General features: G+C 48.7%; 23 protein-coding genes, 1 pseudogene and 1 riboswitch. Of the genes and pseudogenes, 15 read left to right on the forward strand and 9 right to left on the reverse strand.

The window, feature by feature from the left end:
- Positions 1-11: 11 nt before the first annotated feature.
- Together WES_RS03335 and nudF are read right to left on the reverse strand one after the other, a co-directional pair.
- Positions 12-434 carry a DUF1249 family protein gene (locus WES_RS03335; protein ID WP_000833387.1) on the reverse strand — a complete coding sequence of 141 codons (423 nt, stop codon included), beginning with the start codon at positions 432-434 and terminating at the stop codon, positions 12-14.
- Positions 435-1064, reverse strand: coding sequence for an ADP-ribose diphosphatase (gene nudF / locus WES_RS03330; protein WP_000917108.1), 630 nt, complete (start codon positions 1062-1064; stop codon positions 435-437).
- A gap of 205 nt (positions 1065-1269) precedes the next feature.
- Here nudF and tolC point away from each other — a divergent pair, with 205 nt between their 5' ends.
- From tolC to dsbI, 6 genes are all read left to right on the forward strand, one after another.
- Complete coding sequence (gene tolC, locus WES_RS03325) at positions 1270-2751, forward strand: outer membrane channel protein TolC (RefSeq protein WP_000735301.1); 1482 nt, start codon at positions 1270-1272, stop codon at positions 2749-2751.
- A gap of 147 nt (positions 2752-2898) precedes the next feature.
- Positions 2899-3570 (forward strand): DUF1190 family protein, encoded by a 672-nt coding sequence (locus WES_RS03320; protein WP_000831533.1) that lies wholly within the window; start codon positions 2899-2901, stop codon positions 3568-3570.
- Between the two features lie 5 nt (positions 3571-3575).
- Positions 3576-4736, forward strand: coding sequence for a glutathionylspermidine synthase family protein (locus tag WES_RS03315; RefSeq protein ID WP_016159767.1), 1161 nt, complete (start codon positions 3576-3578; stop codon positions 4734-4736).
- Positions 4737-5220: 484 nt separating this feature from the next.
- Positions 5221-7017 (forward strand): aryl-sulfate sulfotransferase, encoded by a 1797-nt coding sequence (locus tag WES_RS03310; protein WP_016159766.1) that lies wholly within the window; start codon positions 5221-5223, stop codon positions 7015-7017.
- Between the two features lie 17 nt (positions 7018-7034).
- The gene (locus WES_RS03305) at positions 7035-7703 is read left to right on the forward strand and encodes a thiol:disulfide interchange protein DsbA/DsbL (RefSeq protein ID WP_016159765.1); all 669 of its coding nucleotides are present in this window, start codon (positions 7035-7037) and stop codon (positions 7701-7703) included.
- Positions 7704-7717: 14 nt separating this feature from the next.
- Positions 7718-8389, forward strand: a complete 672-nt coding sequence (gene dsbI, locus WES_RS03300) for a protein-disulfide oxidoreductase DsbI (protein WP_016159764.1) — start codon at positions 7718-7720, stop codon at positions 8387-8389.
- A gap of 48 nt (positions 8390-8437) precedes the next feature.
- On the opposite strand, the gene ygiD is transcribed toward dsbI, so the two are convergent.
- On the reverse strand, positions 8438-9226 hold the full coding sequence (gene ygiD / locus WES_RS03295; protein WP_010358743.1) for a 4,5-DOPA-extradiol-dioxygenase: 789 nt from the start codon (positions 9224-9226) through the stop codon (positions 8438-8440).
- Between the two features lie 142 nt (positions 9227-9368).
- On the opposite strand from ygiD, the gene zupT reads away from it, so the two are divergent.
- Positions 9369-10142, forward strand: a complete 774-nt coding sequence (gene zupT / locus WES_RS03290) for a zinc transporter ZupT (protein WP_000115866.1) — start codon at positions 9369-9371, stop codon at positions 10140-10142.
- A 57-nt stretch (positions 10143-10199) separates the two neighbouring features.
- Here zupT and yqiD read toward each other — a convergent pair whose 3' ends face one another.
- On the reverse strand, positions 10200-10370 hold the full coding sequence (gene yqiD / locus WES_RS24300; protein ID WP_000469267.1) for a protein YqiD: 171 nt from the start codon (positions 10368-10370) through the stop codon (positions 10200-10202).
- A gap of 571 nt (positions 10371-10941) precedes the next feature.
- Here yqiD and WES_RS03280 point away from each other — a divergent pair.
- The 4 genes from WES_RS03280 (at position 10942) to WES_RS03265 (ending at position 15912) form a co-directional block, all read left to right on the forward strand.
- Positions 10942-11505 (forward strand): fimbrial-like protein, encoded by a 564-nt coding sequence (locus tag WES_RS03280; protein ID WP_000915004.1) that lies wholly within the window; start codon positions 10942-10944, stop codon positions 11503-11505.
- Between the two features lie 79 nt (positions 11506-11584).
- Positions 11585-14107, forward strand: coding sequence for a fimbria/pilus outer membrane usher protein (locus tag WES_RS03275; RefSeq protein ID WP_016159763.1), 2523 nt, complete (start codon positions 11585-11587; stop codon positions 14105-14107).
- A 15-nt stretch (positions 14108-14122) separates the two neighbouring features.
- On the forward strand, positions 14123-14863 hold the full coding sequence (locus WES_RS03270; RefSeq protein ID WP_016159762.1) for a fimbrial biogenesis chaperone: 741 nt from the start codon (positions 14123-14125) through the stop codon (positions 14861-14863).
- On the forward strand, positions 14860-15912 hold the full coding sequence (locus WES_RS03265; protein ID WP_016159761.1) for a fimbrial adhesin: 1053 nt from the start codon (positions 14860-14862) through the stop codon (positions 15910-15912). Before WES_RS03270 ends, WES_RS03265 begins: the two co-directional genes overlap by 4 nt.
- Before the next feature lie 63 nt (positions 15913-15975).
- Here WES_RS03265 and ribB read toward each other — a convergent pair whose 3' ends face one another.
- On the reverse strand, positions 15976-16629 hold the full coding sequence (gene ribB / locus WES_RS03260; protein WP_016159760.1) for a 3,4-dihydroxy-2-butanone-4-phosphate synthase: 654 nt from the start codon (positions 16627-16629) through the stop codon (positions 15976-15978).
- Between the two features lie 103 nt (positions 16630-16732).
- A riboswitch (FMN riboswitch) is annotated at positions 16733-16881 on the reverse strand.
- A 121-nt stretch (positions 16882-17002) separates the two neighbouring features.
- On the opposite strand from ribB, the gene ubiK reads away from it, so the two are divergent.
- On the forward strand, positions 17003-17302 hold the full coding sequence (ubiK, locus tag WES_RS03255) for a ubiquinone biosynthesis accessory factor UbiK (protein WP_010347865.1): 300 nt from the start codon (positions 17003-17005) through the stop codon (positions 17300-17302).
- 34 nt (positions 17303-17336) lie between these two features.
- Here ubiK and glgS read toward each other — a convergent pair whose 3' ends face one another.
- A complete protein-coding gene (gene glgS, locus WES_RS03250) occupies positions 17337-17537 on the reverse strand; it encodes a cell surface composition regulator GlgS (RefSeq protein WP_010348753.1) in 201 nt (66 codons plus the stop codon).
- 266 nt (positions 17538-17803) lie between these two features.
- Here glgS and WES_RS03245 point away from each other — a divergent pair.
- The 3 genes and pseudogenes from WES_RS03245 to WES_RS24175 all read left to right on the forward strand — a co-directional run bounded on the left by WES_RS03245 (position 17804) and on the right by WES_RS24175 (position 20420).
- A pseudogene (locus tag WES_RS03245) lies at positions 17804-18434 on the forward strand (OB-fold-containig protein).
- 26 nt (positions 18435-18460) lie between these two features.
- Positions 18461-20122, forward strand: coding sequence for a flotillin family protein (locus WES_RS03240; RefSeq protein WP_016159758.1), 1662 nt, complete (start codon positions 18461-18463; stop codon positions 20120-20122).
- A 238-nt stretch (positions 20123-20360) separates the two neighbouring features.
- Entirely contained in the window at positions 20361-20420 is a 60-nt protein-coding gene (locus tag WES_RS24175) for a type I toxin-antitoxin system Ibs family toxin (RefSeq protein WP_105271347.1), read from the forward strand.
- A gap of 119 nt (positions 20421-20539) precedes the next feature.
- Here the strand turns inward: WES_RS24175 and hldE are convergent, their stop codons facing one another.
- The 3 genes from hldE to ygiF are packed head-to-tail and all read right to left on the reverse strand — an operon-like array spanning position 20540 to position 26185.
- Positions 20540-21973, reverse strand: a complete 1434-nt coding sequence (gene hldE / locus WES_RS03235) for a bifunctional D-glycero-beta-D-manno-heptose-7-phosphate kinase/D-glycero-beta-D-manno-heptose 1-phosphate adenylyltransferase HldE (protein ID WP_000869188.1) — start codon at positions 21971-21973, stop codon at positions 20540-20542.
- 47 nt (positions 21974-22020) lie between these two features.
- Positions 22021-24861 carry a bifunctional [glutamate--ammonia ligase]-adenylyl-L-tyrosine phosphorylase/[glutamate--ammonia-ligase] adenylyltransferase gene (gene glnE / locus WES_RS03230; protein ID WP_016159757.1) on the reverse strand — a complete coding sequence of 947 codons (2841 nt, stop codon included), beginning with the start codon at positions 24859-24861 and terminating at the stop codon, positions 22021-22023.
- 22 nt (positions 24862-24883) lie between these two features.
- The gene (gene ygiF / locus WES_RS03225; protein WP_016159756.1) at positions 24884-26185 is read right to left on the reverse strand and encodes an inorganic triphosphatase; all 1302 of its coding nucleotides are present in this window, start codon (positions 26183-26185) and stop codon (positions 24884-24886) included.
- Positions 26186-26306: the final 121 nt, after the last annotated feature.

Below are 26306 nucleotides of genomic sequence, written 5' to 3' on the forward strand. Positions count from 1 at the left end.
GTTTCACGACGCTAATAAACCGGAATCGCCATCGCTCCATGTGCTAAACAGTATCGCAACCAATCCGCTAAAAACTGATTAATTTGATGCTTTTCGTCGCGTTGATGCAACTTTTTATTAGGATAATCATACCGCGCTTTGAAGCGAAAAATCTGCTGGCTTGAACACACTTCAGCCACCATCGCGTCATGATACAGACGCACCGTCATTGACGGAAGGCTCCAGTAGCTGATCGCGGGCGCAGTCTGTTCTATTGTCACCAGGGTAGTGTATCGGGTCGATTCCACTATCGTTAGCCGATAATGTGCGTTTGCCACCTGATAGCTTATAGTTTCGCCGGGTGCGTCATTGCGCGGTAACAAACGGCGCAATTGTGAAAAGTTCATCTCGCACAGGCGCATCATTTCAGGAAAGTCAGGTGTGTAACGCTTCATTTATGCCCACTCATTTTTTAACGCTTGATGATGCAGTTGCAGCCATTGCAAAGCGATGACCGACGCTGCGTTGTCGATTTTCCCCTCTTCTACCCACTGGTATGCCTGTTCCCGGCTTACCACATGAACGCGAATATCTTCGTTTTCATCAGCCAGACCGTGAATACCGCTTGCGGTCGTGGCGTCCACTTCGCCCACCATAATTGACGAACGCTCACTGGTGCCGCCTGGGCTTGCGAGGAAACTTAACACCGGTTTGGTTCGTTTGACTATCAGCCCCGCTTCTTCAATCGCTTCGCGACGGGCGACATCTTCCACACTTTCCCCCTCTTCAATCATCCCGGCAACCATTTCCAGTAGCCAGGGGGTTTCGCTGGTGTCATATGCGGCAATCCGTATCTGCTCAATCAGCACGACTTCATCACGCACTGGGTCAAAGGGTAGCAAGACTGCGGCGTGACCGCGCTCAAAAATTTCCCTGCGGACTTCATGACTCATTTGCCCGTTGAATAGACGATGACGAAACCTATAAAGATCTAATGAAAAAAAGCCGCGATAAAGTGTTTCTCGTGCAATAATTTCTACATCGTTTTTGCCAAATGAAACGGGCAGGTTGTCTGGCTTAAGCATGGTTAATGTCCTGGCACTAATAGTGAATAAAATGTGAATTTCAGCGACGTTTGACTGCCGTTTGAGCAGTCATGTGTTAAATTGAGGCACATTAATGCCCTATGGCACGTAACGCCAACCTTTTGCGGTAGCGGCTTCTGCTAGAATCCGCAATAATTTTACAGTTTGATCAGCGCTAAATACTGCTTCACCACAAGGAATGCAAATGAAGAAATTGCTCCCCATTCTTATCGGCCTGAGCCTTTCTGGGTTCAGTACGTTGAGCCAGGCCGAGAACCTGATGCAAGTTTATCAGCAAGCACGCCTTAGTAACCCGGAATTGCGTAAGTCTGCCGCCGATCGTGATGCTGCCTTTGAAAAAATTAATGAAGCGCGCAGTCCATTACTGCCACAGCTAGGTTTAGGTGCAGATTACACCTATAGCAACGGCTACCGCGACGCGAACGGCATCAACTCTAACGCAACCAGTGCATCCCTGCAGTTGACTCAGTCCATTTTCGATATGTCGAAATGGCGTGCGCTGACCTTGCAGGAAAAGGCTGCCGGTATTCAGGACGTCACCTATCAGACCGATCAACAAACCTTGATCCTCAACACCGCGACCGCTTATTTCAACGTGTTGAATGCCATTGACGTTCTTTCCTATACTCAGGCGCAAAAAGAAGCGATCTACCGTCAGTTGGATCAAACCACCCAACGTTTTAACGTGGGTCTGGTGGCGATCACCGACGTGCAGAACGCCCGCGCACAGTACGATACCGTGCTGGCGAACGAAGTGACCGCACGTAACAACCTCGACAATGCCGTTGAGCAACTGCGTCAGATCACCGGTAATTACTATCCGGAACTGGCAGCACTGAATGTCGAAAACTTCAAAACCGACAAACCACAGCCGGTTAATGCGCTGCTGAAAGAAGCAGAAAAACGCAACCTGTCGCTGTTACAGGCACGTTTGAGCCAGGATCTGGCGCGCGAGCAAATTCGCCAGGCGCAGGACGGTCACTTACCGACGCTGGATTTAACAGCTTCTACCGGGATTTCTGATACCTCTTATAGTGGTTCGAAAACCCGTGGTGCGAACAGTGCCCAGTATGACGACAGCAATATGGGCCAGAACAAAGTTGGCCTGAGCTTCTCGCTGCCGATTTATCAGGGCGGGATGGTTAACTCGCAGGTGAAACAGGCACAGTACAACTTTGTCGGTGCCAGCGAACAACTGGAAAGCGCACACCGTAGCGTCGTGCAAACCGTGCGTTCCTCTTTCAACAACATTAATGCATCTATCAGTAGCATTAACGCCTACAAACAAGCCGTGGTTTCCGCCCAAAGCTCATTAGACGCGATGGAAGCGGGCTACTCGGTCGGTACGCGTACCATTGTTGATGTGTTGGATGCGACCACCACGCTGTACAACGCCAAGCAAGAGCTGGCGAATGCGCGTTATAACTACCTGATTAACCAGCTGAATATTAAGTCAGCCCTGGGTACGTTGAACGAGCAGGATCTGCTGGCACTGAACAATGCGCTGAGCAAACCGGTTTCCACTAACCCGGAAAACGTTGCACCGCCAACGCCAGAACAGAATGCTATTGCTGATGGCTATGCGCCTGATAGCCCGGCACCAGTTGTTCAGCAAACATCCGCACGCACTACCACCAGTAACGGTCATAACCCTTTCCGTAACTGATGACGATGACGGGGCTTCGGCCCCGTCTGAACGTAAGGCAACGTAAAGATACGGGTTATCTGCCGCATTCTTCCCTCTTCTCGCTTCAATTTCGACCAGCCATCCTCTATTCTGATGGGTATTTACCACTGGTCCCGGAAGACAAAAATGAAACGGACAAAATCCATACGCCACGCATCGTTCCGTAAAAACTGGAGCGCACGCCATCTGACACCTGTCGCTCTTGCGGTTGCCACTGTTTTTATGCTGGCTGGCTGTGAAAAGAGTGATGAGACTGTGTCTCTGTATCAAAATGCTGATGATTGTTCAGCTGCAAACCCAGGTAAAAGCGCAGAGTGCGCCACTGCGTACAATAATGCGCTGAAAGAAGCGGAACGTACTGCGCCGAAATACGCCACCCGGGAAGACTGTGTTGCTGAATTTGGCGAAGGTCAATGCCAGCAGGCACCGGCTCAGGCTGGCATGGCGCCAGAAAACCAGGCACAGGCTCAGCAATCCAGCGGTAGCTTCTGGATGCCGCTGATGGCTGGTTACATGATGGGGCGTCTGATGGGCGGCGGCGCGGGCTTTGCACAGCAGCCGCTGTTCTCCTCGAAAAACCCGGCCAGCCCGGCTTACGGCAAATATACTGATGCCACCGGTAAAAACTATGGCGCTGCCCAGCCAGGCCGCACCATGACCGTACCGAAAACAGCTATGGCGCCGAAACCGGCGACCACCACCACCGTTACCCGTGGCGGCTTTGGTGAATCTGTTGCCAAACAAAGCACCATGCAGCGTAGCGCAACCGGCACTTCTTCTCGTTCAATGGGCGGCTGATACCGATGGAAAGAGTCAGTATTACCGAGCGCCCGGACTGGCGCGAAAAAGCTCACGAGTACGGTTTCAATTTTCATACCATGTACGGTGAGCCGTACTGGTGTGAAGATGCTTACTACAAATTGACCCTCGCACAGGTCGAAAAGCTGGAAGAAGTCACCGCTGAACTACACCAGATGTGCCTGAAAGTGGTGGAAAGAGTGATCGCCAGCGACGAGCTGATGACCAAATTCCGCATTCCAAAACACACCTGGAGTTTTGTGCGTCAGTCATGGCTGACTCACCAGCCGTCGCTTTATTCGCGTCTTGATCTGGCGTGGGATGGCACTGGCGAACCTAAACTTCTGGAAAATAACGCCGATACACCAACGTCACTGTATGAAGCTGCGTTCTTTCAGTGGATCTGGCTGGAAGATCAGCTTAACGCGGGCAACCTACCGGAAGGCAGCGACCAGTTTAACAGTCTGCAAGAAAAGCTGATCGATCGCTTTGTCGAGCTGCGTGAGCAGTACGGCTTTCAGTTGCTGCATCTCACCTGCTGTCGCGACACAGTGGAAGATCGCGGCACAATTCAGTATTTGCAGGACTGCGCGACCGAAGCTGAAATCGCCACCGAGTTTCTGTACATCGACGATATCGGTTTAGGCGAAAAAGGTCAGTTCACGGATTTGCAGGATCAGGTCATCGCTAATCTGTTCAAACTGTATCCGTGGGAATTTATGCTGCGCGAAATGTTCTCCACTAAGCTGGAAGATGCTGGCGTGCGTTGGCTGGAACCAGCATGGAAGAGCATTATTTCCAACAAGGCGCTTCTGCCACTACTGTGGGAGATGTTCCCGAATCACCCGAACCTGTTGCCCGCTTATTTTGCGGAAGATGATCATCCGCAAATGGAAAAATATGTGGTTAAGCCGATCTTCTCACGTGAAGGCGCAAACGTGTCAATCATCGAGAACGGCAAAACCATTGAAGCGGCGGAAGGTCCGTATGGCGAAGAAGGCATGATTGTTCAGCAATTCCATCCACTACCGAAATTTGGCGACAGTTATATGCTGATTGGTAGTTGGCTGGTGAATGATCAGCCTGCCGGAATTGGGATTCGTGAAGACCGCGCATTAATCACCCAGGATATGTCTCGGTTTTATCCGCATATTTTCGTTGAATAATACTGTTCAAAATTGCCCCGTTTACCGGGGCAATTTATTATAACCCGCCATTTATAACCCCTATCAATATATAAACCCATACATCTCCACCTTTTATTTAACATTAATAACCAATTTAATGTCAAATCGTCATATGCAAGCGATATTGTAATTAAATTAACTAATAAAATTACATGGTAACATGTTGTTTTATATATTTATTTATAGCCACCACTGCATCAAAAATAGATTCAATAATTAAAAAACAATGCCGCAGGGATCACACTACACAATATTGAATATTGTTATTGATATATTGCCCACCTAGTATCGCCCAGAAGAAAACATTTGTTACAGAGAAATACAAAAAATCTAAAACCAGTAAAAAACATTTATAAACATTATTAGTAATACATTTCCATTCATTAAATGAATTTATTAGCACCATCTCAACAGTCGATATTCATCATTATTATATATTTGCGTTATATAAGGAGATATATCCATGTTTGATAAATATAGAAAAACTCTGGTAGCCGGAGCTGTGGCGATAACTCTGGGTTTGTCAGCATCGGGGGTGATGGCAGCAGGTTTTAAACCTGCGCCACCTGCCGGGCAACTCGGCGCAGTTATCGTTGATCCCTACGGTAATGCGCCTTTGACCGCTGTGGTTAATTTAGATAGCCACGTCATTTCTGACGTCAAAGTTACCGTCCACGGGAAAGGCGAAAAAGGCGTTGAAATCAGCTATCACGTGGGTCAGGAGTCACTGAAAACTTACGATGGTGTACCGATTTTTGGTCTTTACCAGAAATTTGCTAACAAAGTGACCATTGAGTGGAAAGAAAACGGTAAGGCCATGAAAGATGATTACGTGGTGCAGACTTCCGCCATCGTCAACAATTACATGGATAATCGCTCCATCTCCGATCTCCAGCAAACCAAAGTCGTTAAAGTCGCGCCAGGTTTTGAAGACCGCCTATATCTGGTTAATACCCATACCTTTACTGCGCAAGGTTCCGACCTCCACTGGCATGGTGAGAAAGATAAAAATGCCGGGATACTCGATGCGGGTCCGGCAACTGGCGCACTGCCTTTTGATATCGCGCCATTCACCTTTATCGTCGATACCGAAGGTGAATACCGCTGGTGGCTGGATCAAGACACCTTCTACGATGGTCGTGACCGCGATATCAACAAACGTGGTTATCTGATGGGCATCCGCGAAACGCCACGCGGCACCTTTACCGCAGTACAAGGTCAGCACTGGTACGAGTTCGACATGATGGGTCAGGTGCTGGAAGATCATAAACTACCGCGCGGATTCGCTGACGCCACTCATGAATCCATTGAGACGCCAAATGGCACGGTACTGCTGCGCGTAGGTAAGAGCAACTACCGCCGCGATGACGGCGTACACGTCACCACCATTCGTGACCATATCCTCGAAGTTGATAAATCTGGCCGCGTTGTCGATGTATGGGATCTGACGAAGATCCTCGATCCGAAACGTGATGCTCTGCTCGGAGCACTGGATGCAGGCGCAGTTTGCGTTAACGTTGACCTTGCTCACGCCGGACAGCAGGCAAAACTGGAGCCAGACACACCGTTTGGCGACGCGCTGGGTGTAGGACCAGGGCGTAACTGGGCACACGTCAACTCCATCGCCTATGACGCAAAAGACGACTCAATCATCCTCTCTTCTCGTCACCAGGGCGTTGTGAAAATTGGTCGTGATAAACAAGTGAAATGGATACTTGCGCCATCTAAAGGCTGGGAAAAACCGCTGGCCAGCAAACTGCTGAAACCGGTTGATGCTAACGGTAAACCTATTACGTGTAACGAAAACGGTCTGTGTGAAAACTCGGACTTCGATTTTACCTACACCCAGCATACCGCATGGATTTCCAGTAAAGGTACGCTCACTATCTTTGATAATGGCGACGGTCGCCATCTGGAACAACCTGCCTTACCAACCATGAAATATTCCCGCTTTGTGGAATATAAGATTGATGAGAAGAAAGGCACCGTTCAGCAAGTTTGGGAATACGGTAAAGAACGTGGCTACGACTTCTATAGTCCAATTACCTCCATCATCGAATACCAGGCCGACCGCAACACCATGTTCGGTTTCGGCGGTTCCATTCATCTGTTCGACGTCGGTCAGCCGACCGTCGGTAAGTTGAACGAAATCGACTACAAAACCAAAGAAGTGAAAGTAGAAATCGATGTGCTGTCTGATAAACCCAACCAGACTCACTATCGTGCGCTGTTAGTCCGTCCAGAGCAGATGTTTAAATAATTAAGAAGGGAATAAAAATGTCGAAATTAGGGATCTCATCACTGTTTAAAAGTGTACTGCTTACTGCAGCTCTGGCAGTTTCATTTACCGCATCTGCATTCACCGAAGGCACGGATTATATGGTTCTGGAAAAACCGATTCCGAATGCCGATAAAACGCTGATTAAAGTGTTCAGCTATGCCTGCCCGTTCTGCTACAAGTATGACAAAGCAGTGACTGGTCCGGTCTCTGAAAAAGTAAAAGATGTCGTTGCTTTCACTCCTTTTCATCTGGAAACCAAAGGTGAATACGGCAAACAGGCGAGCGAAGTCTTTGCGGTCTTAATCAATAAAGATAAAGCCGCAGGTATTTCATTATTTGATGCTAACTCTCAGTTTAAGAAAGCCAAGTTTGCTTATTACGCGGCTTATCACGACAAACAAGAACGCTGGTCTGACGGTAAAGATCCAGCTGCTTTTATCAAAACTGGTCTGGATGCCGCAGGTATGAGTCAGGCAGATTTTGAAGCGGCACTGAAAGAGCCAGCGGTACAGGAAACTCTGGAAAAATGGAAAGCATCTTATGAAGTTGCCAAAATCCAGGGAGTTCCGGCGTATGTCGTCAATGGTAAATACCTAATCTACACCAAGAGCATTAAATCCATCGACGCTATGGCAGACCTTATCCGTGAGTTAGCAAGCAAATAACAGGGAAACAGGCTATGGGTATTAAGGGAATGTGGAAAGATCTTCGCACTTCACCGGTGAACACGCTGGTAAGATGGCAGGAACAACGCTTTTTATGGTTGTTAATGGCCGTTGCGATGGGCGCGCTGATTATCCTTGCGCACTCTTTCTTCCAGATCTATCTCTACATGGCACCCTGTGAACAATGCGTTTACATTCGCTACGCCATGTTTGTGATGGTTATTGGGGGATTGGTTGCAGCAATTAACCCGAAGAATATCGTCCTTAAGTTGATTGGCTGCGTGATGGCATTTTACGGCAGCATTATGGGACTGAAGTTTTCGCTCAAACTGAACGATATCCACCATGCGGTGCATAACCCGGACCCCGATTCACTGTTTGGCGTACAGGGTTGCTCTACCGATCCCACTTTCTCTTTTAACCTGCCGCTGGCACAGTGGGCACCAAACTGGTTCAGACCAACAGGAGATTGCGGCTATGACGCGCCAATCGTTCCTGATGGCGTCACACTGAGCAGTATGCAGCAGTGGTTTGTGGAGATGTATCAGCAATCTGAAGGCTGGTATCTGCTACCACCGTGGCACTTTATGAACATGGCACAAGCCTGTATGTTGGCTTTTGGTCTCTGTTTGTTGCTGCTACTGGTGATGAGTGGTGCGTGGGGACTTAAACTGCTGAGAAAGTAAGGTAACGCGAACCGAAGCCAACAATATGGCTTCGGTTCTTCTCATCTTTTAGCCTACCTGCACCGACAACATGCTTAAACTGCCCATCTCTATGCCATCAACCGGAACAGTCACCGGTTCCTGACCATCCCACGCACCTAACACATACAACAGTGGCAGAAAGTGTTCCGGTGTTGGGTTCGATAACGCCCCACCTTCATGGTCGAGGTAATTCACTAGTGGATGCTCCTCAACCGCCCCTTGCCACGTCAGATTCGCTTTCACATACTCATTAAATGACATCGCCCACGGATACGGTGAACTATCACCATGCCACTTCACCGTGCGCAGGTTATGCACCACGTTACCACTGGCAACTAACATTATCCCTTCATCGCGCAGCGCCGCCAGTTTACGTCCCATTTCGAAATGCCAGGCGGCGGGTTTAGTGCTGTCAATACTCAACTGTACCAGCGGGATGTCAGCGTCAGGATACATCTTAATCAGCACGCCCCAGGAACCGTGGTCAAAACCCCACGCTTCTTTATCCAGGGTAACGGGTACTGGCGCCAGCAATTCGACCAGTCGCTGTGCCAACGCTGGTGAACCCGGCGCCGGATAATGGGTTTCGTATAATTCCTGAGGAAAACCGCCAAAGTCATGAATTGTCGGCGGCGTTTCCATCGCCGTTACTCCCGTGCCACGAGTAAACCAGTGCGCAGAAATAGCGACTATCGCTTTCGGGCGCGGCAATGTCTCGCCTAGCTGCTGCCAGGCCTGGGTATATAAATTATCTTCCAGCACATTCATCGGACTACCGTGACCTAAAAACAATGCTGGCATACGCGTTGAAGACATGATGATATCCTTAATTGAAGGTGTCATTTTGATATCCTCACAATACGCTTGTTCGGTGGGCGAAGAACCCAGATAACCATGATGATGATCATCAGTTATTTTGAAGCTCCACCTGAAGTTGAAGAATTATAAGGAGTTGTCGATGTCAGTACCTCTCATTCTGACCATACTGGCGGGGGCAGCCACGTTTATTGGCGCGTTTCTCGGCGTTCTTGGACAAAAACCCTCAAACCGACTGCTGGCGTTTTCGCTGGGATTTGCGGCGGGGATCATGTTGCTCATCTCATTAATGGAGATGCTTCCTGCCGCATTAGCCGCCGAAGGGATGTCGCCTGTGCTGGGCTACGGTATGTTCATCGTTGGTTTGCTGGGCTATTTTGGCCTGGACCGCATGTTGCCCCATGCCCACCCGCAGGATTTAATGCAAAAATCAGTGCAGCCGCTACCAAAATCAATCAAGCGCACTGCCATTTTGCTCACTCTGGGTATCAGCCTGCATAACTTCCCGGAAGGGATTGCCACCTTTGTCACAGCGAGCAGTAACCTGGAGCTGGGCTTTGGTATCGCTCTGGCAGTGGCGTTGCACAATATTCCTGAAGGTCTGGCAGTAGCAGGGCCGGTTTATGCTGCAACAGGCTCGAAACGCACCGCAATTCTGTGGGCCGGGATTTCTGGACTGGCAGAAATTCTCGGTGGTGTTCTGGCGTGGTTAATCCTCGGTAGCATGATTTCTCCAGTGGTAATGGCAGCAATCATGGCGGCGGTTGCGGGTATTATGGTCGCACTTTCCGTTGACGAATTAATGCCATTGGCCAAAGAAATTGATCCCAATAATAACCCCAGCTATGGCGTGCTATGTGGAATGTCAGTAATGGGGTTCAGTTTAGTGCTGCTACAAACGGCAGGAATTGGTTAAAAACGACTTCAGATGTTGTCCGGCGCATGGACAACATCTGCAGACATCACAAAAGCTCTATTCCAGCTTTTCTGCTACTTCTTCTCTCGCACTGCTTAAGTATTTGTTACGCGCTTCCAGCAGTGCGTCTCTGTCCTGGCGGAACGCCCGACAATAACGTTTCAGATGCAGAAAATAACCCACCACAACCAGCGCAATCAATACAATCCAGTACCAGGCGATAAACATCCTTTTTACCCTTAATATTTAACATTATTAAACATTTGGCGAATAAATTTCACACATCCATTTTCGGATATATTCATATGGTCGCATAATAGAGAAACAATTATATGATTTCGATCATATTTAATGAACAGAAACATATCATTTGTTGTTTAAAAAACACCCTTCACATTAAAAATACTTATACTTCCTTCAACATAGGGTATCTATTCATTATATATATTTTATTGTTGCTATTTTATGTAAATCATATGTTTACAATATTTCATTAGCATTCAGAATATAAATGGAAAGCTATTAACGACAAGCACAAACCGCCTAACAACGGAGGTTAATTTCACCTGTTCACTCAAAACAACATTCACCACATCAATTAATTTTATTTATTTTGATTGATGTAATAGCAAATTCATTTTCTTTATTTATTGTTTAAGTTTTTCTTAAAGTTAATTTAAAAAAACATAACAAGACTTGCATTTAGCCACGTGATAACATTTTACTGAAATTAATATTTCATTCAAAAAATATATTTTCTCTCATATTTCATACTTCCTATTTGTAAAGGATTATACTCATGTTAAAGAAAACCCTTCTGTCTGCATTCGCGGCTACGTTAATTTCTGGTGTCGCTTTTAACGCTCTTGCTGATGATACAAATCAGGGGTCAGGTAAAATCACTTTTAAAGGTGAAGTTATCGATGCACCATGTTCTATCGCGCCTGGTGATGAAGATCAAACCATCAACCTTGGTGAAGTTGCCAGCACTGTATTGAACAGTGGACAAAAATCTCTGCCGGTAGATGTCACCATTCATCTGCAGGACTGCATTTTGTCTGATGGCACAAATACTGTCGATAAAGTCAAAATTACCTTCAGTTCTGCCAGCGTTGATACCACTGACTCCAGCTTGCTGAAAAACACCCTTGATGGCAACATCGGTAGTGCATCGGGTGTTGGTGTTCGCCTGATAAAATCTGACAACACTAATGTGACCCTGGGTACTCCAGTCACCATCAATTTCCCTACCACCAACTCATTCCAGGAGCTGAACTTCAAAGCTCGCATGGAATCCCTGGCTAAAAATGCAACACCAGGTAACGTCCAGGCGCAGACAAACTATGTCCTCGACTACAAATAATAATACTCATAGATAACGCCAGAAAATCAAGCCGATGAAGTTTCATCGGCTGTTTGGGACATTGTAAAAATGGATTTTTATGCAAACTAAAAACACGTTTAGTCGGGATAAATTATCTCTCTCAATAAAAAATGTCCTTTCTGGTGTTGTATGCTCACTGTTATTAGTTTTTCCGACACAAGCGGTAGAATTCAACGTTGATATGATTGACGTTGAAGATCGTGCAAATATCGATCTCTCCCGATTCGAGAAAAAAGGATATATCACCCCAGGCAAATATCTTGTTCGCGTGCAGATCAATAAAAATATATTACCGCAAGCGTCGACGCTGGACTGGGTAAAAGCAGATACAGAAAGCGGTTCGTTACTGTGCCTGACGAAAGAGCATTTAACTAACTTTGGCCTGAATGAAGAATTCATTGAGACCTTACAAACAATACAAAGCACTGACTGCCTTGATTTAAGCCTAAAACCAGAATTAATAACGCGCCTCGATAAGTCAACAATGGTGTTATCACTCAGTGTTCCTCAGGCATGGCTCAAATATCAGGCCAAAAACTGGACTCCCCCCGAATTCTGGGATGACGGTATCGCAGGGTTTATTCTCGACTACAACCTGTACGCCAGTCAGTATGCGCCACATCACGGCGACAGCACCCAAAATATCAGTTCCTACGGCACATTAGGTTTCAACCTCGGCGCATGGCGTTTACGCAGTGATTATCAATATAATCAGAATCTTGCTGAAGGCCGTTCCGTTAGCCACGACGGCGACTTTGCGCGCACCTATTTGTTCCGTCCTATCCCCACATGGTCATCAAAATTTACCATGGGGCAATACGATCTGAGTTCCAATCTTTACGATACATTCCACTTTACTGGAGCATCCTTAGAAAGTGACGAAAGTATGTTGCCACCCGATTTACAGGGTTACGCCCCGCAAATTACCGGTATCGCGCAGACTAACGCCAAAGTCACCGTTGCACAAAATGGTCGAGTCCTTTATCAAACTACCGTTTCACCAGGGCCATTTACCATTTCTGATTTGGGGCAATCGCTCCAGGGGCAACTGGATGTCACTGTAGAAGAAGAAGATGGTCGCACCAACACCTTTCAAGTCGGCGCTGCTTCTATCCCTTATTTAACCCGTAAAGGGCAAGTGCGCTATAAAATGTCACTTGGGAAACCAACCTCCGTTGGGCATAACGATATCAATAACCCATTCTTCTGGACGACGGAAGCCTCATGGGGATGGCTGAATAACGTCTCTCTCTATGGCGGCGGCATGTTTACGGCTGATGATTATCAGGCGATTACTACCGGTGTAGGTTTTAACCTTAATCAGTTCGGCTCGCTTTCATTCGATGTCACCGGCGCAGAAGCCTCTCTGCAACAACAGAATAGCGATAAATTACGCGGCTATAGTTATCGGTTTAACTACGCAAAACATTTTGAATCAACTGGGAGCCAGATTACCTTCGCGGGTTATCGTTTCTCTGATAAAGATTATGTGTCGATGAGTGAGTATCTCGCCTCGCGCAACGGCGATGAAACCGTCGATAATGAAAAAGAGAGCTATGTAATTTCGCTGAACCAGTACTTTGCTGCGCTGGAGCTGAACTCTTATCTCAATATTACACGTAATACCTACTGGGACCGTGAAAGTAATACCAATTACTCCCTGTCTTTGAGCAGAAATTTTGATATTGGTGATTTCAGAGGGATCTCCGCTTCGCTGGCAATAAGCCGGATTCGTTGGGATGACGACGAAGAGAATCAGTATTATTTCTCATTCTCTCTGCCTTTACAGCAAAATCGTAATATCTCATACAGTATGCAACGTACCGGTGACAGTAATACCTCGCAAATGATCTCCTGGTATGACACATCAGATCGTAACAATACCTGGAATATTTCAGCATCGGCAACAGACGACAATATCCGCGATGGAGAGCCAACACTGCGCGGAAGTTATCAGCACTATTCTCCGTGGGGACGCCTGAATATCAACGGTAGTATGCAACCAAATCAATACAACTCAATCACTGCTGGCTGGTACGGCTCTCTGACAGCCACGCGTCACGGTGTTGCGCTTCATGATTATAGCTACGGTGATAATGCCCGCATGATGGTGGATACAGACGGCATTGCTGGCGTTGAGATTAACTCTAACCGTACCGTGACCAACGGGATGGGCGTTGCTGTTGTTCCTTCTTTATCGAACTACACCACCGCCATGCTAAGAGTGAATAACAACGAATTGCCCGAAGGTGTGGATGTTGAAAACTCAGTCATTCGCACCACGCTCACTGAGGGCGCGATCGGTTACGCGAAACTGAATGCCAGCGCCGGATATCAGATCGTCGGAGTGATCCGCATGGAAAATGGCCGTTTCCCGCCACTGGGAGTAAGCGTAACGGATAAAGCATCAGGTAAAGATGTGGGCCTGGTTGCAGAAGATGGCTTCGTTTATCTCAGCGGAATTCAGGAAAATAGTACATTGCGTTTAACATGGGGGGATAACATGTGCGAAATGACTCCGCCCAATAAAAGTAATATCAGCGAAAACGCTATTATTTTACCGTGTAAAAAAGTCAATTAATTCAGGATGAATGAAATGAAAATGCCAATAATCACAACGGGAATGATTTGTTTACTGGTGATAAGTTGTTTTGCCCAGGCCACGGTTTCACCGGACAGGACGCGCATTATTTTTAATGCTTCCAGTAAAAGTGCGACAGTTCGTCTGACCAATCAAAGCAAAACTGAACCTTATCTGGCGCAGTCATGGATTGAAGATGCCAGCGGCAAAAAAACACGCGACTATATTTCAACACTGCCGCCAATGGAGCGTATCGAAGCAGATGAACAGGTGCAAATTCGTCTGATGGCACTGGCATCGCTCAATAACTTACCACAAGACAGGGAAACCTTGTTCTACTATAACGTCCGGGAAATTCCGCCTCGTGCCAAAGAACAGAATGTAATGCAGATCGCGATGCAAAGCCGCCTGAAATTATTCTGGCGTCCAAAAGCCATTGAATTAAAAGAGGGGCAAATGGTGCCTCTGCAAAAAGTCACGGTAAGCCGTACTGCGACAGGACTCACGCTCAATAATCCAACGCCTTATCATATTACTGTTGGTTATATAGGCACTAACGGAAAAACATTAATGCCTGGGGCAGACAGCATTATGGTAGCACCGTTTGCAACAGCGACTCAGCACCTGAACAACCTGCCAGCCACATTCCTGCTCGGTTTTGTTGGCGACTATGGTGGTCTGGAAATGTTTAAAGTTGAGTGCAACTCCGTCCAGTCTCTGTGTCAAAGCACATCAGCCAGAAAGGGAAAATTATGATTACGCTTTTTAGGCTGTTAGCTATTCTGTGTTTGTTTTTTAACGTTTCTTCTTATGCTGTAGATTGCTATCAGGATAAAAACAAAGGTCCTACGCTTATCGAAAAGGAGATGCCCTCCTTCAGAATTCCTCAAAATGCCATTCTGGGTCAGAAAATTTGGGAAAGTGACGATATCGCTGTCCACGTCTTTTGCAACAATGCAGGTAACTGGTCATCTGCTGCCCCCACAGAAAATATTCATGCCTGGATCAAATTGGCAGAGTTTAATGATCCCATCGTTCTGAACAACCCGTATTTAATATTTGGTGTGACTTATAACGGTCAGGACTATGAAGGAAATGGTCAGAGCATAGATACGGGAGTGTGTCTGGATCGAAAGAATTCAACGGGGGATCAATATACAACTAAAGCTTGTAATGGCAGCACATATCAGAAAAATAACGAGTTCAATGCTCGTTTCCGCCTGTATGTAAAACTCGCTCAAATTCCCCCTTCTACAGAGGGCCTCAGTTGGGATTTTGGTGATGTAAACGTGTTGCAATTTGATGGTGGACAAGGTGCAAATACTAATCCCAAAGCAAAAAACCTCCATGTGAATATTACAGGTCTCGATAATATTTCATTTCTTGATTGCGGCGTAACTATGCGCATTTATCCAGAGAGCCAGATAGTCAACTTTGGGCAAATCGCTGCAAACTCTTTCTCAACATTTCCCCCCAAAGCAGCTTTTAGTGTTTCAACAATAAAAGATGCCACTGCTGATTGCAGCGAACAATTTGACGTTGCAACCAGTTTCTATACAAGTGACACACTCTACGACGATACCCATCTGGAAATGGGAAATGGTCTGTTGATGAACATCATCGACCAAAAAACGAAGGATTCCGTAGTATTTAACCAGTATAAAATATTTACCACCTATGTACCGGGGCAATCTTCCACCACGGCGACCCATGACTACCTGGCGGAATTAACACAAAAATCTGGCGAATCGCTTAGATTCGGCCCCTTCCAGAAAGACTTGATCGTAAAAATAAACTATCACTAAATAGCAAAAAAGCCGGGGTCAGTCCAGATGCCCGGCTTTTCTATATTCAAAATATACAGGCTATTAACTGGCTTTACGCTCGTGCGCCTGACGATAAGCCACCAGATCTTCGATAGTAACCAGTGCCATATTGTGTTTATTCGCAAACTCAATGCACTCTGGCGCACGCGCCATGGTGCCATCGTCATTAGTCAGCTCACACAGTACACCTGCCGGTTTAAACCCTGCCAGCGTCATCAGATCAATGGTCGCTTCAGTATGACCACCGCGAGTCAGTACACCACCCGCCTGTGCGCGCAGTGGGAAAACGTGGCCCGGACGATTCAGATCTGACGGTTTCGCGCCATCGGCAATAGCAGCACGAACGGTTGTAATACGATCAGCGGCAGAAACACCGGTAGTCACACCTTCAGCAGCCTCAATGGTCACGGTAAAACCGGTGCCATAGGCGCTAGTGTTATTTTCTACCATCATTGGCAGATCGAGTTGTTTACGGCGATCTTCAGTGATGCACAGGCAAACAATACCGCTACCGTGACGAATGGTCAGCGCCATCTGCTCAACGGTCATCGTTTCTGCCGGGAAGATCATATCGCCTTCGTTTTCACGGTCTTCATCATCAAGCACCATTACACCGCGTCCTTCACGCAGCGCAGCCAGTGCATTTTCAACACGTTCGAAAGGCGTACCAAAAGAGGAAAGTAGCGACTGATTCATGGTAAAAAAACCTCACTAAAATTATGGTTACCAGAATCAGGGCAGTCTTAGGAGTGGCGGCATATAGCCAAAATAACGTGAGCGGGTCCATGCCCGACAGAATCGTTACTCTCTCCCATCCGGACTCTAACCGTCGGCCCCGGAATTACACCGGATCTGCTGTCCTTTGAGTTTGCACCCAAAGCGCTCGCGGGCTTTCAACTAAGTTGATTTACCGCCGGTGGGGAATTTCGCCCCGCCCTGAGAATAAGCGGATTCACTATAACGCTAATGATTAGCGGCGGCAACGCACAGGTTCACATAATTCTGGTTTATGACTTACCCTTATCGCACTACAATGGCACTAAACACCTATCAGTACAGGGAAACTACAATGATTGACCCGAAAAAAATTGAGCAAATTGCTCGCCAGGTTCACGAATCAATGCCTAAAGGAATCAGGGAGTTCGGGGAAGATGTGGAGAAAAAAATCCGCCAAACCCTGCAGGCGCAGTTGACGCGTCTCGATCTTGTGAGCCGTGAAGAATTCGACGTTCAGACGCAGGTTCTGTTACGGACCCGTGAGAAACTGGCGTTACTGGAACAGCGCATCAGTGAATTGGAAGCACGCAATAATCCGGTAGCAGAAGTTCAGTCTCCTCCAGCCATCCCACCCGTTGATAAAGCAGAATAAAGCAACACAAAAACGGGCCAAATGGCCCGTAATATCAATGTTCTAATTCCAGTTCTTTTGACTGTGTCATCCGCTGGCAATACCAGGCATAGCGGGCGCAAAACCAGGTCCGATGTTCTTCATCCATATTACCGGTGACGGCCAGAATATCGACCGGGCGGCCTTCAGAATGCATTCTGGCAAAACTACGCGCCAGGAAATCGAAATTATTTAAAGAATTAAGACTATGATCCATAAGCACATCCTCCGGTTATCGCATACCTTTTAAGGCTATATGCTTTTTTTGATTTCAGTATTCCCTAATCAGTGTAGTGCCTTTAAACATAACGTGCGTAAATATATTGTTTAGGATCACACTTTTTCAAAAAATAAAAAATAACATTAAATGACTTCTCCTTTTAAGAACTCACTAACATATGTTATTATTAGCCAAGATAAATGTAAGCAAGGAAACCATACCACAATAAACAATGCGTCACTGAATGGACGATGGAGTGACTGATGATTTTATTTGCCGACTATAACGCACCTTATCTTTTCGCTATTTCCTTTGTACTATTAATCGGTCTGTTGGAAATTATTGCCATTATCTGTGGCCATATGCTATCCGGCGCTCTCGATGCACATCTTGATCATTACGATTCCATAACCACAGGTAATATTAGTCAGGCGCTTCATTATCTCAATATCGGAAGGTTGCCAGCCCTCGTCATCCTCTGCCTGCTAGCCGGTTTCTTTGGGCTGCTTGGTGTTTTGCTACAACACGCCTGCATCTTGCTCTGGCAAGCCCCACTCTCGAATCTGTTCGTTGTTCCTGTCAGTTTACTGCTCTCAATTATCATGGTGCATTATACCGGTAAGATAATTGCCCCCTGGGTTCCACGTGACCATAGCTCTGCTATTACCGAAGAAGAATATATTGGCTGCATGGCATTAATTACCGGTCATCAGGCGACTTCAGGTAACCCCTGTGAAGGAAAACTCACCGATCAATTCGGTCAAACACACTATTTATTACTGGAACCCGAAGAAGGGAAATTTTTTAATAAAGGTGACGAGGTATTAATTATTTGCCGACTTTCTCCAACGCGGTATTTGGCTGAAAAAAAATCCCTGGCCAAATATATTATAAGTATTTAATTAAAAGGAAATTTAATAATGGATGATATTGTTAACTTAGTGCCTTCCTGGATGTTTATGGCGATTGTTGCCGTATGCGTTCTATTTATTATCGGTATTATTTTCGCGCGGCTTTATCGTCGGGCATCTGCTGAGCAGGCATTTGTCCGTACCGGATTAGGCGGACAAAAAGTGGTTATGAGTGGCGGCGCAATTGTTATGCCGATCTTCCATGAAATAATCCCTATCAATATGAATACATTAAAACTGGAAGTTAGTCGCTCGACGATTGATAGTTTGATTACAAAAGATCGTATGCGTGTCGATGTCGTGGTCGCTTTCTTCGTGCGGGTAAAACCGTCGGTAGAAGGCATCGCCACCGCCGCTCAGACGTTGGGGCAACGAACCTTGTCACCGGAAGATTTGCGGATGCTGGTCGAAGATAAATTCGTCGATGCTCTGCGTGCCACCGCAGCACAAATGACCATGCATGAGTTACAGGATACACGCGAAAACTTCGTTCAGGGGGTGCAAAATACCGTTGCAGAAGACTTGTCGAAAAACGGTCTGGAACTGGAAAGCGTGTCACTTACCAACTTTAACCAGACGTCGAAAGAGCATTTCAATCCGAACAACGCCTTTGACGCCGAAGGTTTAACCAAGCTGACGCAGGAAACAGAACGCCGTCGCCGCGAGCGTAACGAAGTTGAACAGGATGTAGAAGTTGCGGTGCGTGAGAAAAACCGTGATGCGCTGTCGCGAAAGCTCGAGATTGAACAGCAAGAAGCGTTTATGACACTTGAGCAGGAGCAGCAGGTTAAAACCCGCACCGCAGAGCAGAATGCGAAAATTGCGGCTTTTGAAGCTGAACGTCGTCGTGAGGCAGAGCAAACGCGTATTCTGGCTGAACGGCAGATTCAGGAAACAGAAATCGACCGCGAACAGGCCGTGCGCTCAAGAAAAGTTGAGGCCGAACGCGAAGTTCGCATTAAAGAGATCGAACAGCAGCAGGTCACCGAAATCGCCAACCAAACGAAATCGATCGCTATTGCGGCCAAATCGGAACAGCAGTCACAAGCGGAAGCGCGTGCCAACCTCGCACTTGCAGAAGCGGTAAGCGCCCAGCAAAACGTAGAAACAACACGTCAGACCGCCGAAGCCGATCGTGCCAAGCAGGTTGCTCTGATTGCCGCAGCACAAGACGCGGAAACCAAAGCGGTCGAACTGACCGTCCGCGCGAAAGCTGAAAAAGAAGCCGCAGAGATGCAGGCGGCAGCAATCGTAGAGTTAGCTGAGGCAACACGTAAAAAAGGCCTGGCGGAAGCGGAAGCACAACGCGCACTGAACGACGCTATCAACGTACTTTCTGACGAACAAACCAGCCTTAAGTTCAAGCTGGCGCTGTTGCAGTCTCTTCCTGCAGTAATTGAGAAATCCGTTGAGCCAATGAAGTCTATTGACGGTATTAAGATCATTCAGGTCGATGGTCTGAATCGTGGTGGCGCTACGGGTGATGCAACATCAGGCTGCGTTGGTGGAGGTAATCTGGCAGAACAGGCGTTATCAGCCGCCCTTTCTTACCGCACACAAGCACCGCTTATTGACTCTCTCCTCAATGAAATCGGCGTTTCAGGCGGTTCGTTGGCGGCATTGACTTCACCATTGACTCCATCGATACCCATCGCAGATAAAGTAGAGTAGATTTTCTTATATTCACATCCCTGGCACACAAAGCCGGGGATTTTTTATATCTGCGTTCCGCTAAAAAGTGCAACTGATCAGCTTGTTACAGCGTTTTGCGAGTCGACTCGGGGAAGGTAAAACTGCATCAGAGAAAGCATTGCGCGGGGTCTGGCGCTCATCAACAATCGGGGAGTCAGCAAGGGGCTGAAACGGGAAAGCCCCTCCCGAGGAAGGGGCCTTATAGAAGGAAAGGGTTATGATGAAGTTCGTCATCATACTGATTGTGTTGTTACTCGTAAGTTTCGCAGCTTATTAACAGCCAATCAGAGGGGGGAGGAATCCTCCCTTACCCTTGTTCCTTTACTTTAGGTTGAAAAAACAACAGCGTCAATAGGTCTACCTGGCACGAAACGAGATCTGTGAACCGCTTTCCGGTTAGCCTTTTTTATCCTGTTGGATCTTCTTGATGATGTTGGTCGTCGAGCAACCGTCTTCAAAGTTGAGCACCAGCACTTCACCGCCGTTGGCCCAGACTTCTTCACTCCCGGCGATCTCTTCCGGTTTATAGTCGCCGCCTTTCACCAGCAGATCTGGCAAGATGCCGGCGATCAGGCGCTGCGGCGTGTCTTCTTCAAACGACACCACCCAGTCGACAGCTTCCAGTGCGCCCAGCACAATCATACGCTGTTCGAGCGGGTTAACCGGACGAGAATCCCCTTTCAGGCGTTTGGTGGAAGCATCGCTGTTCACTGCGACAATCAGGCGGTCACCCAGTTTGCGGGCGTTTGCCAGATAAGATACGTGCCCGGCATGTAGGATGTCGAAGACACCGTTGGTCATCACCACTTTTTCACCGCGTTTACGCGCCGCCGCTACAGCCAGCTTCAGCTCCTCTTCGGTCATCACACCAAAGCCGGTATCTGCACGTCCACGAACCGCGTTTTCCAGCTCGATCGGCGAAACCGTGGAGGTTCCCAGTTTGCCGACCACTACGCCAGCCGCCGCATTGGCAAAGAAGCAGGCCTCTTCCAGCGAATTACCCGCCGCCAGCGTTGCCGCCAGTACGCCAATTACCGTGTCGCCCGCACCGGTAACGTCATACACTTCCTGCGCCTGGGTTGGCATATGCAGCGGCGCTTTACCCGGTTGCAGCAGGGTCATGCCTTGTTCGGAGCGGGTCACCAACAGAGCCGAGAGTTCGTAATCGGCAATTAGTTTCATGCCGCGCTCAACAATCTCTTCTTCGGTCTTACATTTACCGACAACAGCTTCAAATTCTGACAGATTCGGCGTCAACAGCGTAGCGCCACGGTAACGTTCAAAATCGGTGCCTTTTGGATCAATCAGCACCGGAACGCCCGCCTTACGCGCCAGTTGGATCATCTGCTGTACGCTTGCCAGCGCACCTTTCGCGTAGTCAGAAAGCACCAACGCGCCAATCGAACTCAGCGCCTGATTAATCCGCTCATGCAGCGGCTGCGGATCAACACCTTCAAAACCTTCTTCGAAATCCAGACGGATCAGCTGTTGGTTGCGGGAAAGCACCCGCAGTTTGGTGATGGTCGGATGCGTTGGCACAGAAACGAAGTCGCATTTTACGTTGACGTCCGCCAGTGATTTACTCAGCGCGCGCGCCGCATCATCAATACCAGTCAGCCCGACCAGGCGAGCGTTAGCACCAAGAGAAGCGATGTTCATCGCCACGTTGGCTGCGCCGCCCGGACGTTCTTCAATGGTATTGACTTTAACCACAGGCACCGGCGCTTCCGGCGAGATACGGCTGGTGGGACCGTACCAGTAACGATCCAGCATCACATCACCAACCACCATCACTCCTGCACGTTCAAACTCTGGCAGCGTTACTTTCATTCCTGTCTCCTGAGAGATTCAAAATTTGCGCGCGATAATATCACACTTCATTCCTCCACCAGCCACTTCTGCCAGCTTGCCCGCACCAGTTCACGCTCTGCGGTGAAGCACTCCTCCGGCACATGACCCGGTAATTCCTGTAACGCCAGATGATGAAGTTCATCGCGCAGCGTAGTGTAAGCACGGGTCAGCGCCATCGCTTCCTGCTCTTCCATAATGTCGTTTTGCGCCAGCAGTTCCAGAATGCGTACGTTGTCTGACCAGCGCGTTAACTTCGGTTTTTCATGAGCGTAGCGCAACACCAGATATTGAGTAATAAATTCGATATCGGTAATTCCGCCTTCATCAGCTTTGATATCAAAGCGATCGCGATGTTTATTGCCGAGATGAGCGCGCATTTTCTCACGCATTTCCCGCACTTCCGTTTGCAGAGTTTTACTTTCACGCGGCAGCATCATAATTTCCCGTCGCACTGCGTCAAAGTGCGTGGTCAATTGTGGATCGCCGTACACTACCCGCGCACGCACCAGCGCCTGATGTTCCCACGTCCAGGCCTCGTTTTTCTGATAATCGGCAAACGCTTCTGCGGATGTCACCAGCATTCCCGCTGCCCCGGACGGACGCAGCCGCGCATCCACTTCATACAAAATGCCGGAAGAAGTACGCGTACTGAACAGATGCATAATGCGTTGCGCCAGACGCAGATAAAATTGCCGCCCGTCGATTTCCCGCTCGCCGTCGGTCATCACATCCATTGGGCAATCATGGAGGAAGATAAGGTCAAGATCGGAACTGTAACCTAACTCCCAGCCGCCCAGCTTACCGTAGCCGACCACCGCAAAACCACGGCCTTCGCGTTCGTTTAAGTGATTCGGTTTACCGTAGCGGGCGACCATTTGAACCCACGCCTGCTGAACGACAGCATCTATCATTGCTTCCGCCAGCCAGGTTAAGTGATCGCTCACTTTCATCACCGGTAGCGTACCGGCGATATCCGCTGCCGCAATGCGTAACAGTTGCGCCTGTTTAAACTGGCGTAGCGCCTCAAGCTGTTGTTCTTCGTCATCTTCCGGCACGCGCAGCAAATACTGGCGCAGTTCATCACGGTAGGCGTCGGTCGCCGTCGGTTGGTAGAGGGTATTTGGATCGAGCAGTTCATCCAGCAATAATGGATAACGCGCCAGCTGGCTGGCAATCATCGGCGATGCGGCACACAGAGAAATCAAATGCTTAAGTGCCGCCGGAAATTCACTAAGCAGCTCAAGATAAGTAGTGCGAGTAACAATCCCCACCAACAAGGCGGTAATGCGCGACAGCGTGACAGCAGCGTCTTCACGCGCACAGACATCACTTAGCAGATGCGGCATCAGATAGTCGAGCACCTGACGCCCGCGAGGCCCAATGGTGCGTTTATCCAACTCTTTGCGGAAATCGGCAATCAGCGTCAGCACCTGTTTGCGATCATCTTCGCTAAGATGCGCCAGCACCGGCGTAGTGTCATCTTCCTGCAACGCATCCTGCCACAACTCACGCCACTGTTCCGACAGCGACTCTTCCTGAGTTTCGCTTTCGTCGTCGCCAATCAGTTCATTAAACACCCGACGCACATTTGTCATATGTCCGGTCAGTGCCCCGGTCAGTTGCGACCAGTCAGCGAAATCCATTGCCCACGCCAGCCGCGTACGGTTAAGCTCATCGGCAGGAAGCGTCTGGGTTTGTTCGTCGTTAATGCTTTGCAACAGGTTTTCCAGACGCCGCAGGAACAGATATGCCACTCGCAATTGTTCGGCATCATTTTCAGAAAGCAGATGCAGCGCGGCAATGGCGCTGAGCGTTGGCAGTAAAGAGCGCGATTGCAGCGACGGTTCACGTCCGCCGCGAATGAGCTGGAACACCTGGACGATAAATTCAATTTCGCGAATACCGCCCGCGCCAAGTTTGATGTTATCAGTGAGGCCGCGACGACGCACTTCACGGGCAATCATCCCTTTCATGTTACGCAGTGACTGGATGACGCTGAAATCGATGTAACGGCGGAAAACAAACGGGCGCAGCATTGAACGCAATTCGTTAGCATAGACGCCATCGCTATCGCCCATAATCCGCGCCTTGACCATCGCGTAACGCTCCCAGTCGCGCCCCTGCTCCTGGTAATAATCCTCCAGCGCCGCAAAGCTCAACACCAGCGGGCCGCTTTCGCCAAACGGACGCAGACGCATATCCACGCGATAGACAAAGCCATCCTGCGTTGGTTGATCCAACACTTTAATCAGCCGCTGGCCCATGCGGGTAAAGAACTGAGCGTTATCCAGTTCGCGGCGTCCGCCCTGCGTACAGCCATGTTCCGGCCAGGCAAAAATCAGATCGATATCTGAGGAGAAATTCAGTTCCCCGCCACCCAGCTTGCCCATGCCTAAAATCAGCAACGGTTGCGCTTCGCCCTGCGTATTGCACGGCGTTCCCCACTCGCGACAGCAGGCTTCATACAGCCAGTCGCGCGCCGCGACAATCAGCGTCTCCGCCAGATGGCTGAGCTGCTGCAAAATGCTCTCTTCAGTAACCAGTGCCAGAGTTTGCGCCCAGGCGATGCGCACCATAATGCGCCGCCGGAAAAAACGCAGCTCGCGCATTAAACTGACTTCATCGCTTACATCACTGAGCACCTTCTGCAACCATGCAGCGTAATGCTGCCATTCGTCGGCCTGCGGCGGCTGGCTTTCCAGTTCCGTTAGCCACTCTGGATGCGCAATTACGCTGTCCTGCACAAAATCACTAAAAGTAAGTACTGACTTCGCCTGTGTGCTAAGTGATTCCTCGGCTAAAGGCGCTGGCAGCCGCTCAACAACGGTCTGCCAGTACTGCTGTAACGGTGAAGAGAGCGGCTTCATAAGCGATTTTATCCTTGCCTGATTAACGTTTTCCGCTGTGCAACCAGAACGGTTCCTGATTGTTTGCCTCATTACGGAAATGTTCAATTTCAATGCGTTGCCCGGTCGCAATGGCGTGACGCAGTCCCTGCCAGTTCTCCAGCCAGGCTTGCGCAACGAGAGGATCGTAGTAACCCGCCAGCAACAGTATTGAGTCAATATCACGCGTCAGACGTGGTAACTGGTCACGGTAGCGATCGCCCAACGGTTGGCAAAAAACGCTTTTCAGTTCAGCAGCATGGCGGGAAAGATGGATATCGGCAAAGCGTTTAAAGGAATCGCTCATTTTGCCCTGCGCTTTGGCATCTAAAAACGGCTGCCAGGCTTTGCTGACCAGCCATTCAGTCAACGCCAGTTTCGCCATTGCCGTTTCGGTAGAGTAGACCGCCGTCACGGCAGAAACCGCAGAAGCAATCGTCGCTTCACATTGGGTCAACAGATCACGTAAGTGAGTGCTCGCTTTCCTTGGCACAATACCACCGAACAGCATCAGCGTATGGCGAACAAGGCCGATGGCTGCCAGCACCTGCTCTTTCGCCGCATCGTTGCCGCGCACCCACAGCTCTTCATGATATTGCCATTGCGCTAACGCCAGCTCCAGCGCCGCTTCCAGCCCCTGTTCCACATCGGCTTTTGCTGCAACATGCAAAATGGTGGTGGGTTTGATTTCACGCGCGGGATTGCCCTGCGCCAGATGATAGCCACGCGCCGCTTTACTCAGGCTGCCCTGGCGTAATCCGGTTTGCGATACCAGTTGGTTCGCCAGTTTCAGCACCGCGCGCGTTTCACCGCTAAGCAGCTCAAGTTCCAGCTCACAGATAGGTTCAGCAAATTCACCCGCTTTCACCTCGCCCTGATCGAGAGCGATTTCAATCTGGCTGCCATCGACCTCCACCAGCCATTTTTCGCGATAAAAATCGGTGCTGAACAGCGGCTGCACGCGGGACGCGAGATCGGCAGGTAACTCACCGTTTGGCCAGACTTCCGTCGGTAACAGCGCCAGGTCGAGCGTCGGTTCACTCAACGCCACGTTATATTCCGGGCGCTGGTGCAATCCGCCCGTTACCCGTCCGGCAACTTTCATGGTCATCTCATAGCGACTGTTTTCGCCACGAATACGCAGCCCCATGTCGTGCCCACGCAGCCAGTTATCCGGCGTTTCGTAGTAAATATTCAGCAACTGCACGGGGTCATGGTGCTCGCCGCCCAGCGTATTGAGATGGTCACGCAACGCCTCAACGGCACTGTGATTAACAATAAACTTTAATTCGATTTCCTGAGCCATGGCCTTTACTTATCGGTTATGTCACATAAGTGACGATGAACGGCGAACTAAATGCGATCTTTTTTGTCAGTAGATAGTATTTTGCGCCAAATTGCCATGCAACGAGCATTTTGACGGGCGT

Source organism: Escherichia sp. KTE31, from assembly GCF_000407925.1.
Classification (GTDB): domain Bacteria; phylum Pseudomonadota; class Gammaproteobacteria; order Enterobacterales; family Enterobacteriaceae; genus Escherichia; species Escherichia ruysiae.

What these genes read in the sequence shown, in the direction of transcription:
- WES_RS03320 (WP_000831533.1), top strand. Translation starts at nt 2,899, where the DNA reads ATGAAACGGACAAAATCCATACGCCACGCATCGTTCCGTAAAAACTGG.
- dsbI (WP_016159764.1), top strand. Translation starts at nt 7,718, where the DNA reads ATGGGTATTAAGGGAATGTGGAAAGATCTTCGCACTTCACCGGTGAAC.
- WES_RS03280 (WP_000915004.1), top strand. Translation starts at nt 10,942, where the DNA reads ATGTTAAAGAAAACCCTTCTGTCTGCATTCGCGGCTACGTTAATTTCT.
- WES_RS03310 (WP_016159766.1), top strand. Translation starts at nt 5,221, where the DNA reads ATGTTTGATAAATATAGAAAAACTCTGGTAGCCGGAGCTGTGGCGATA.
- glgS (WP_010348753.1), bottom strand. Translation starts at nt 17,537, where the DNA reads ATGGATCATAGTCTTAATTCTTTAAATAATTTCGATTTCCTGGCGCGT.
- WES_RS03335 (WP_000833387.1), bottom strand. Translation starts at nt 434, where the DNA reads ATGAAGCGTTACACACCTGACTTTCCTGAAATGATGCGCCTGTGCGAG.
- tolC (WP_000735301.1), top strand. Translation starts at nt 1,270, where the DNA reads ATGAAGAAATTGCTCCCCATTCTTATCGGCCTGAGCCTTTCTGGGTTC.
- hldE (WP_000869188.1), bottom strand. Translation starts at nt 21,973, where the DNA reads ATGAAAGTAACGCTGCCAGAGTTTGAACGTGCAGGAGTGATGGTGGTT.
- ygiF (WP_016159756.1), bottom strand. Translation starts at nt 26,185, where the DNA reads ATGGCTCAGGAAATCGAATTAAAGTTTATTGTTAATCACAGTGCCGTT.
- WES_RS03315 (WP_016159767.1), top strand. Translation starts at nt 3,576, where the DNA reads ATGGAAAGAGTCAGTATTACCGAGCGCCCGGACTGGCGCGAAAAAGCT.
- glnE (WP_016159757.1), bottom strand. Translation starts at nt 24,861, where the DNA reads ATGAAGCCGCTCTCTTCACCGTTACAGCAGTACTGGCAGACCGTTGTT.
- ribB (WP_016159760.1), bottom strand. Translation starts at nt 16,629, where the DNA reads ATGAATCAGTCGCTACTTTCCTCTTTTGGTACGCCTTTCGAACGTGTT.
- WES_RS03270 (WP_016159762.1), top strand. Translation starts at nt 14,123, where the DNA reads ATGAAAATGCCAATAATCACAACGGGAATGATTTGTTTACTGGTGATA.
- yqiD (WP_000469267.1), bottom strand. Translation starts at nt 10,370, where the DNA reads ATGTTTATCGCCTGGTACTGGATTGTATTGATTGCGCTGGTTGTGGTG.
- WES_RS03265 (WP_016159761.1), top strand. Translation starts at nt 14,860, where the DNA reads ATGATTACGCTTTTTAGGCTGTTAGCTATTCTGTGTTTGTTTTTTAAC.
- WES_RS03275 (WP_016159763.1), top strand. Translation starts at nt 11,585, where the DNA reads ATGCAAACTAAAAACACGTTTAGTCGGGATAAATTATCTCTCTCAATA.
- WES_RS03305 (WP_016159765.1), top strand. Translation starts at nt 7,035, where the DNA reads ATGTCGAAATTAGGGATCTCATCACTGTTTAAAAGTGTACTGCTTACT.
- ubiK (WP_010347865.1), top strand. Translation starts at nt 17,003, where the DNA reads ATGATTGACCCGAAAAAAATTGAGCAAATTGCTCGCCAGGTTCACGAA.
- zupT (WP_000115866.1), top strand. Translation starts at nt 9,369, where the DNA reads ATGTCAGTACCTCTCATTCTGACCATACTGGCGGGGGCAGCCACGTTT.
- WES_RS03240 (WP_016159758.1), top strand. Translation starts at nt 18,461, where the DNA reads ATGGATGATATTGTTAACTTAGTGCCTTCCTGGATGTTTATGGCGATT.
- ygiD (WP_010358743.1), bottom strand. Translation starts at nt 9,226, where the DNA reads ATGTCTTCAACGCGTATGCCAGCATTGTTTTTAGGTCACGGTAGTCCG.
- nudF (WP_000917108.1), bottom strand. Translation starts at nt 1,064, where the DNA reads ATGCTTAAGCCAGACAACCTGCCCGTTTCATTTGGCAAAAACGATGTA.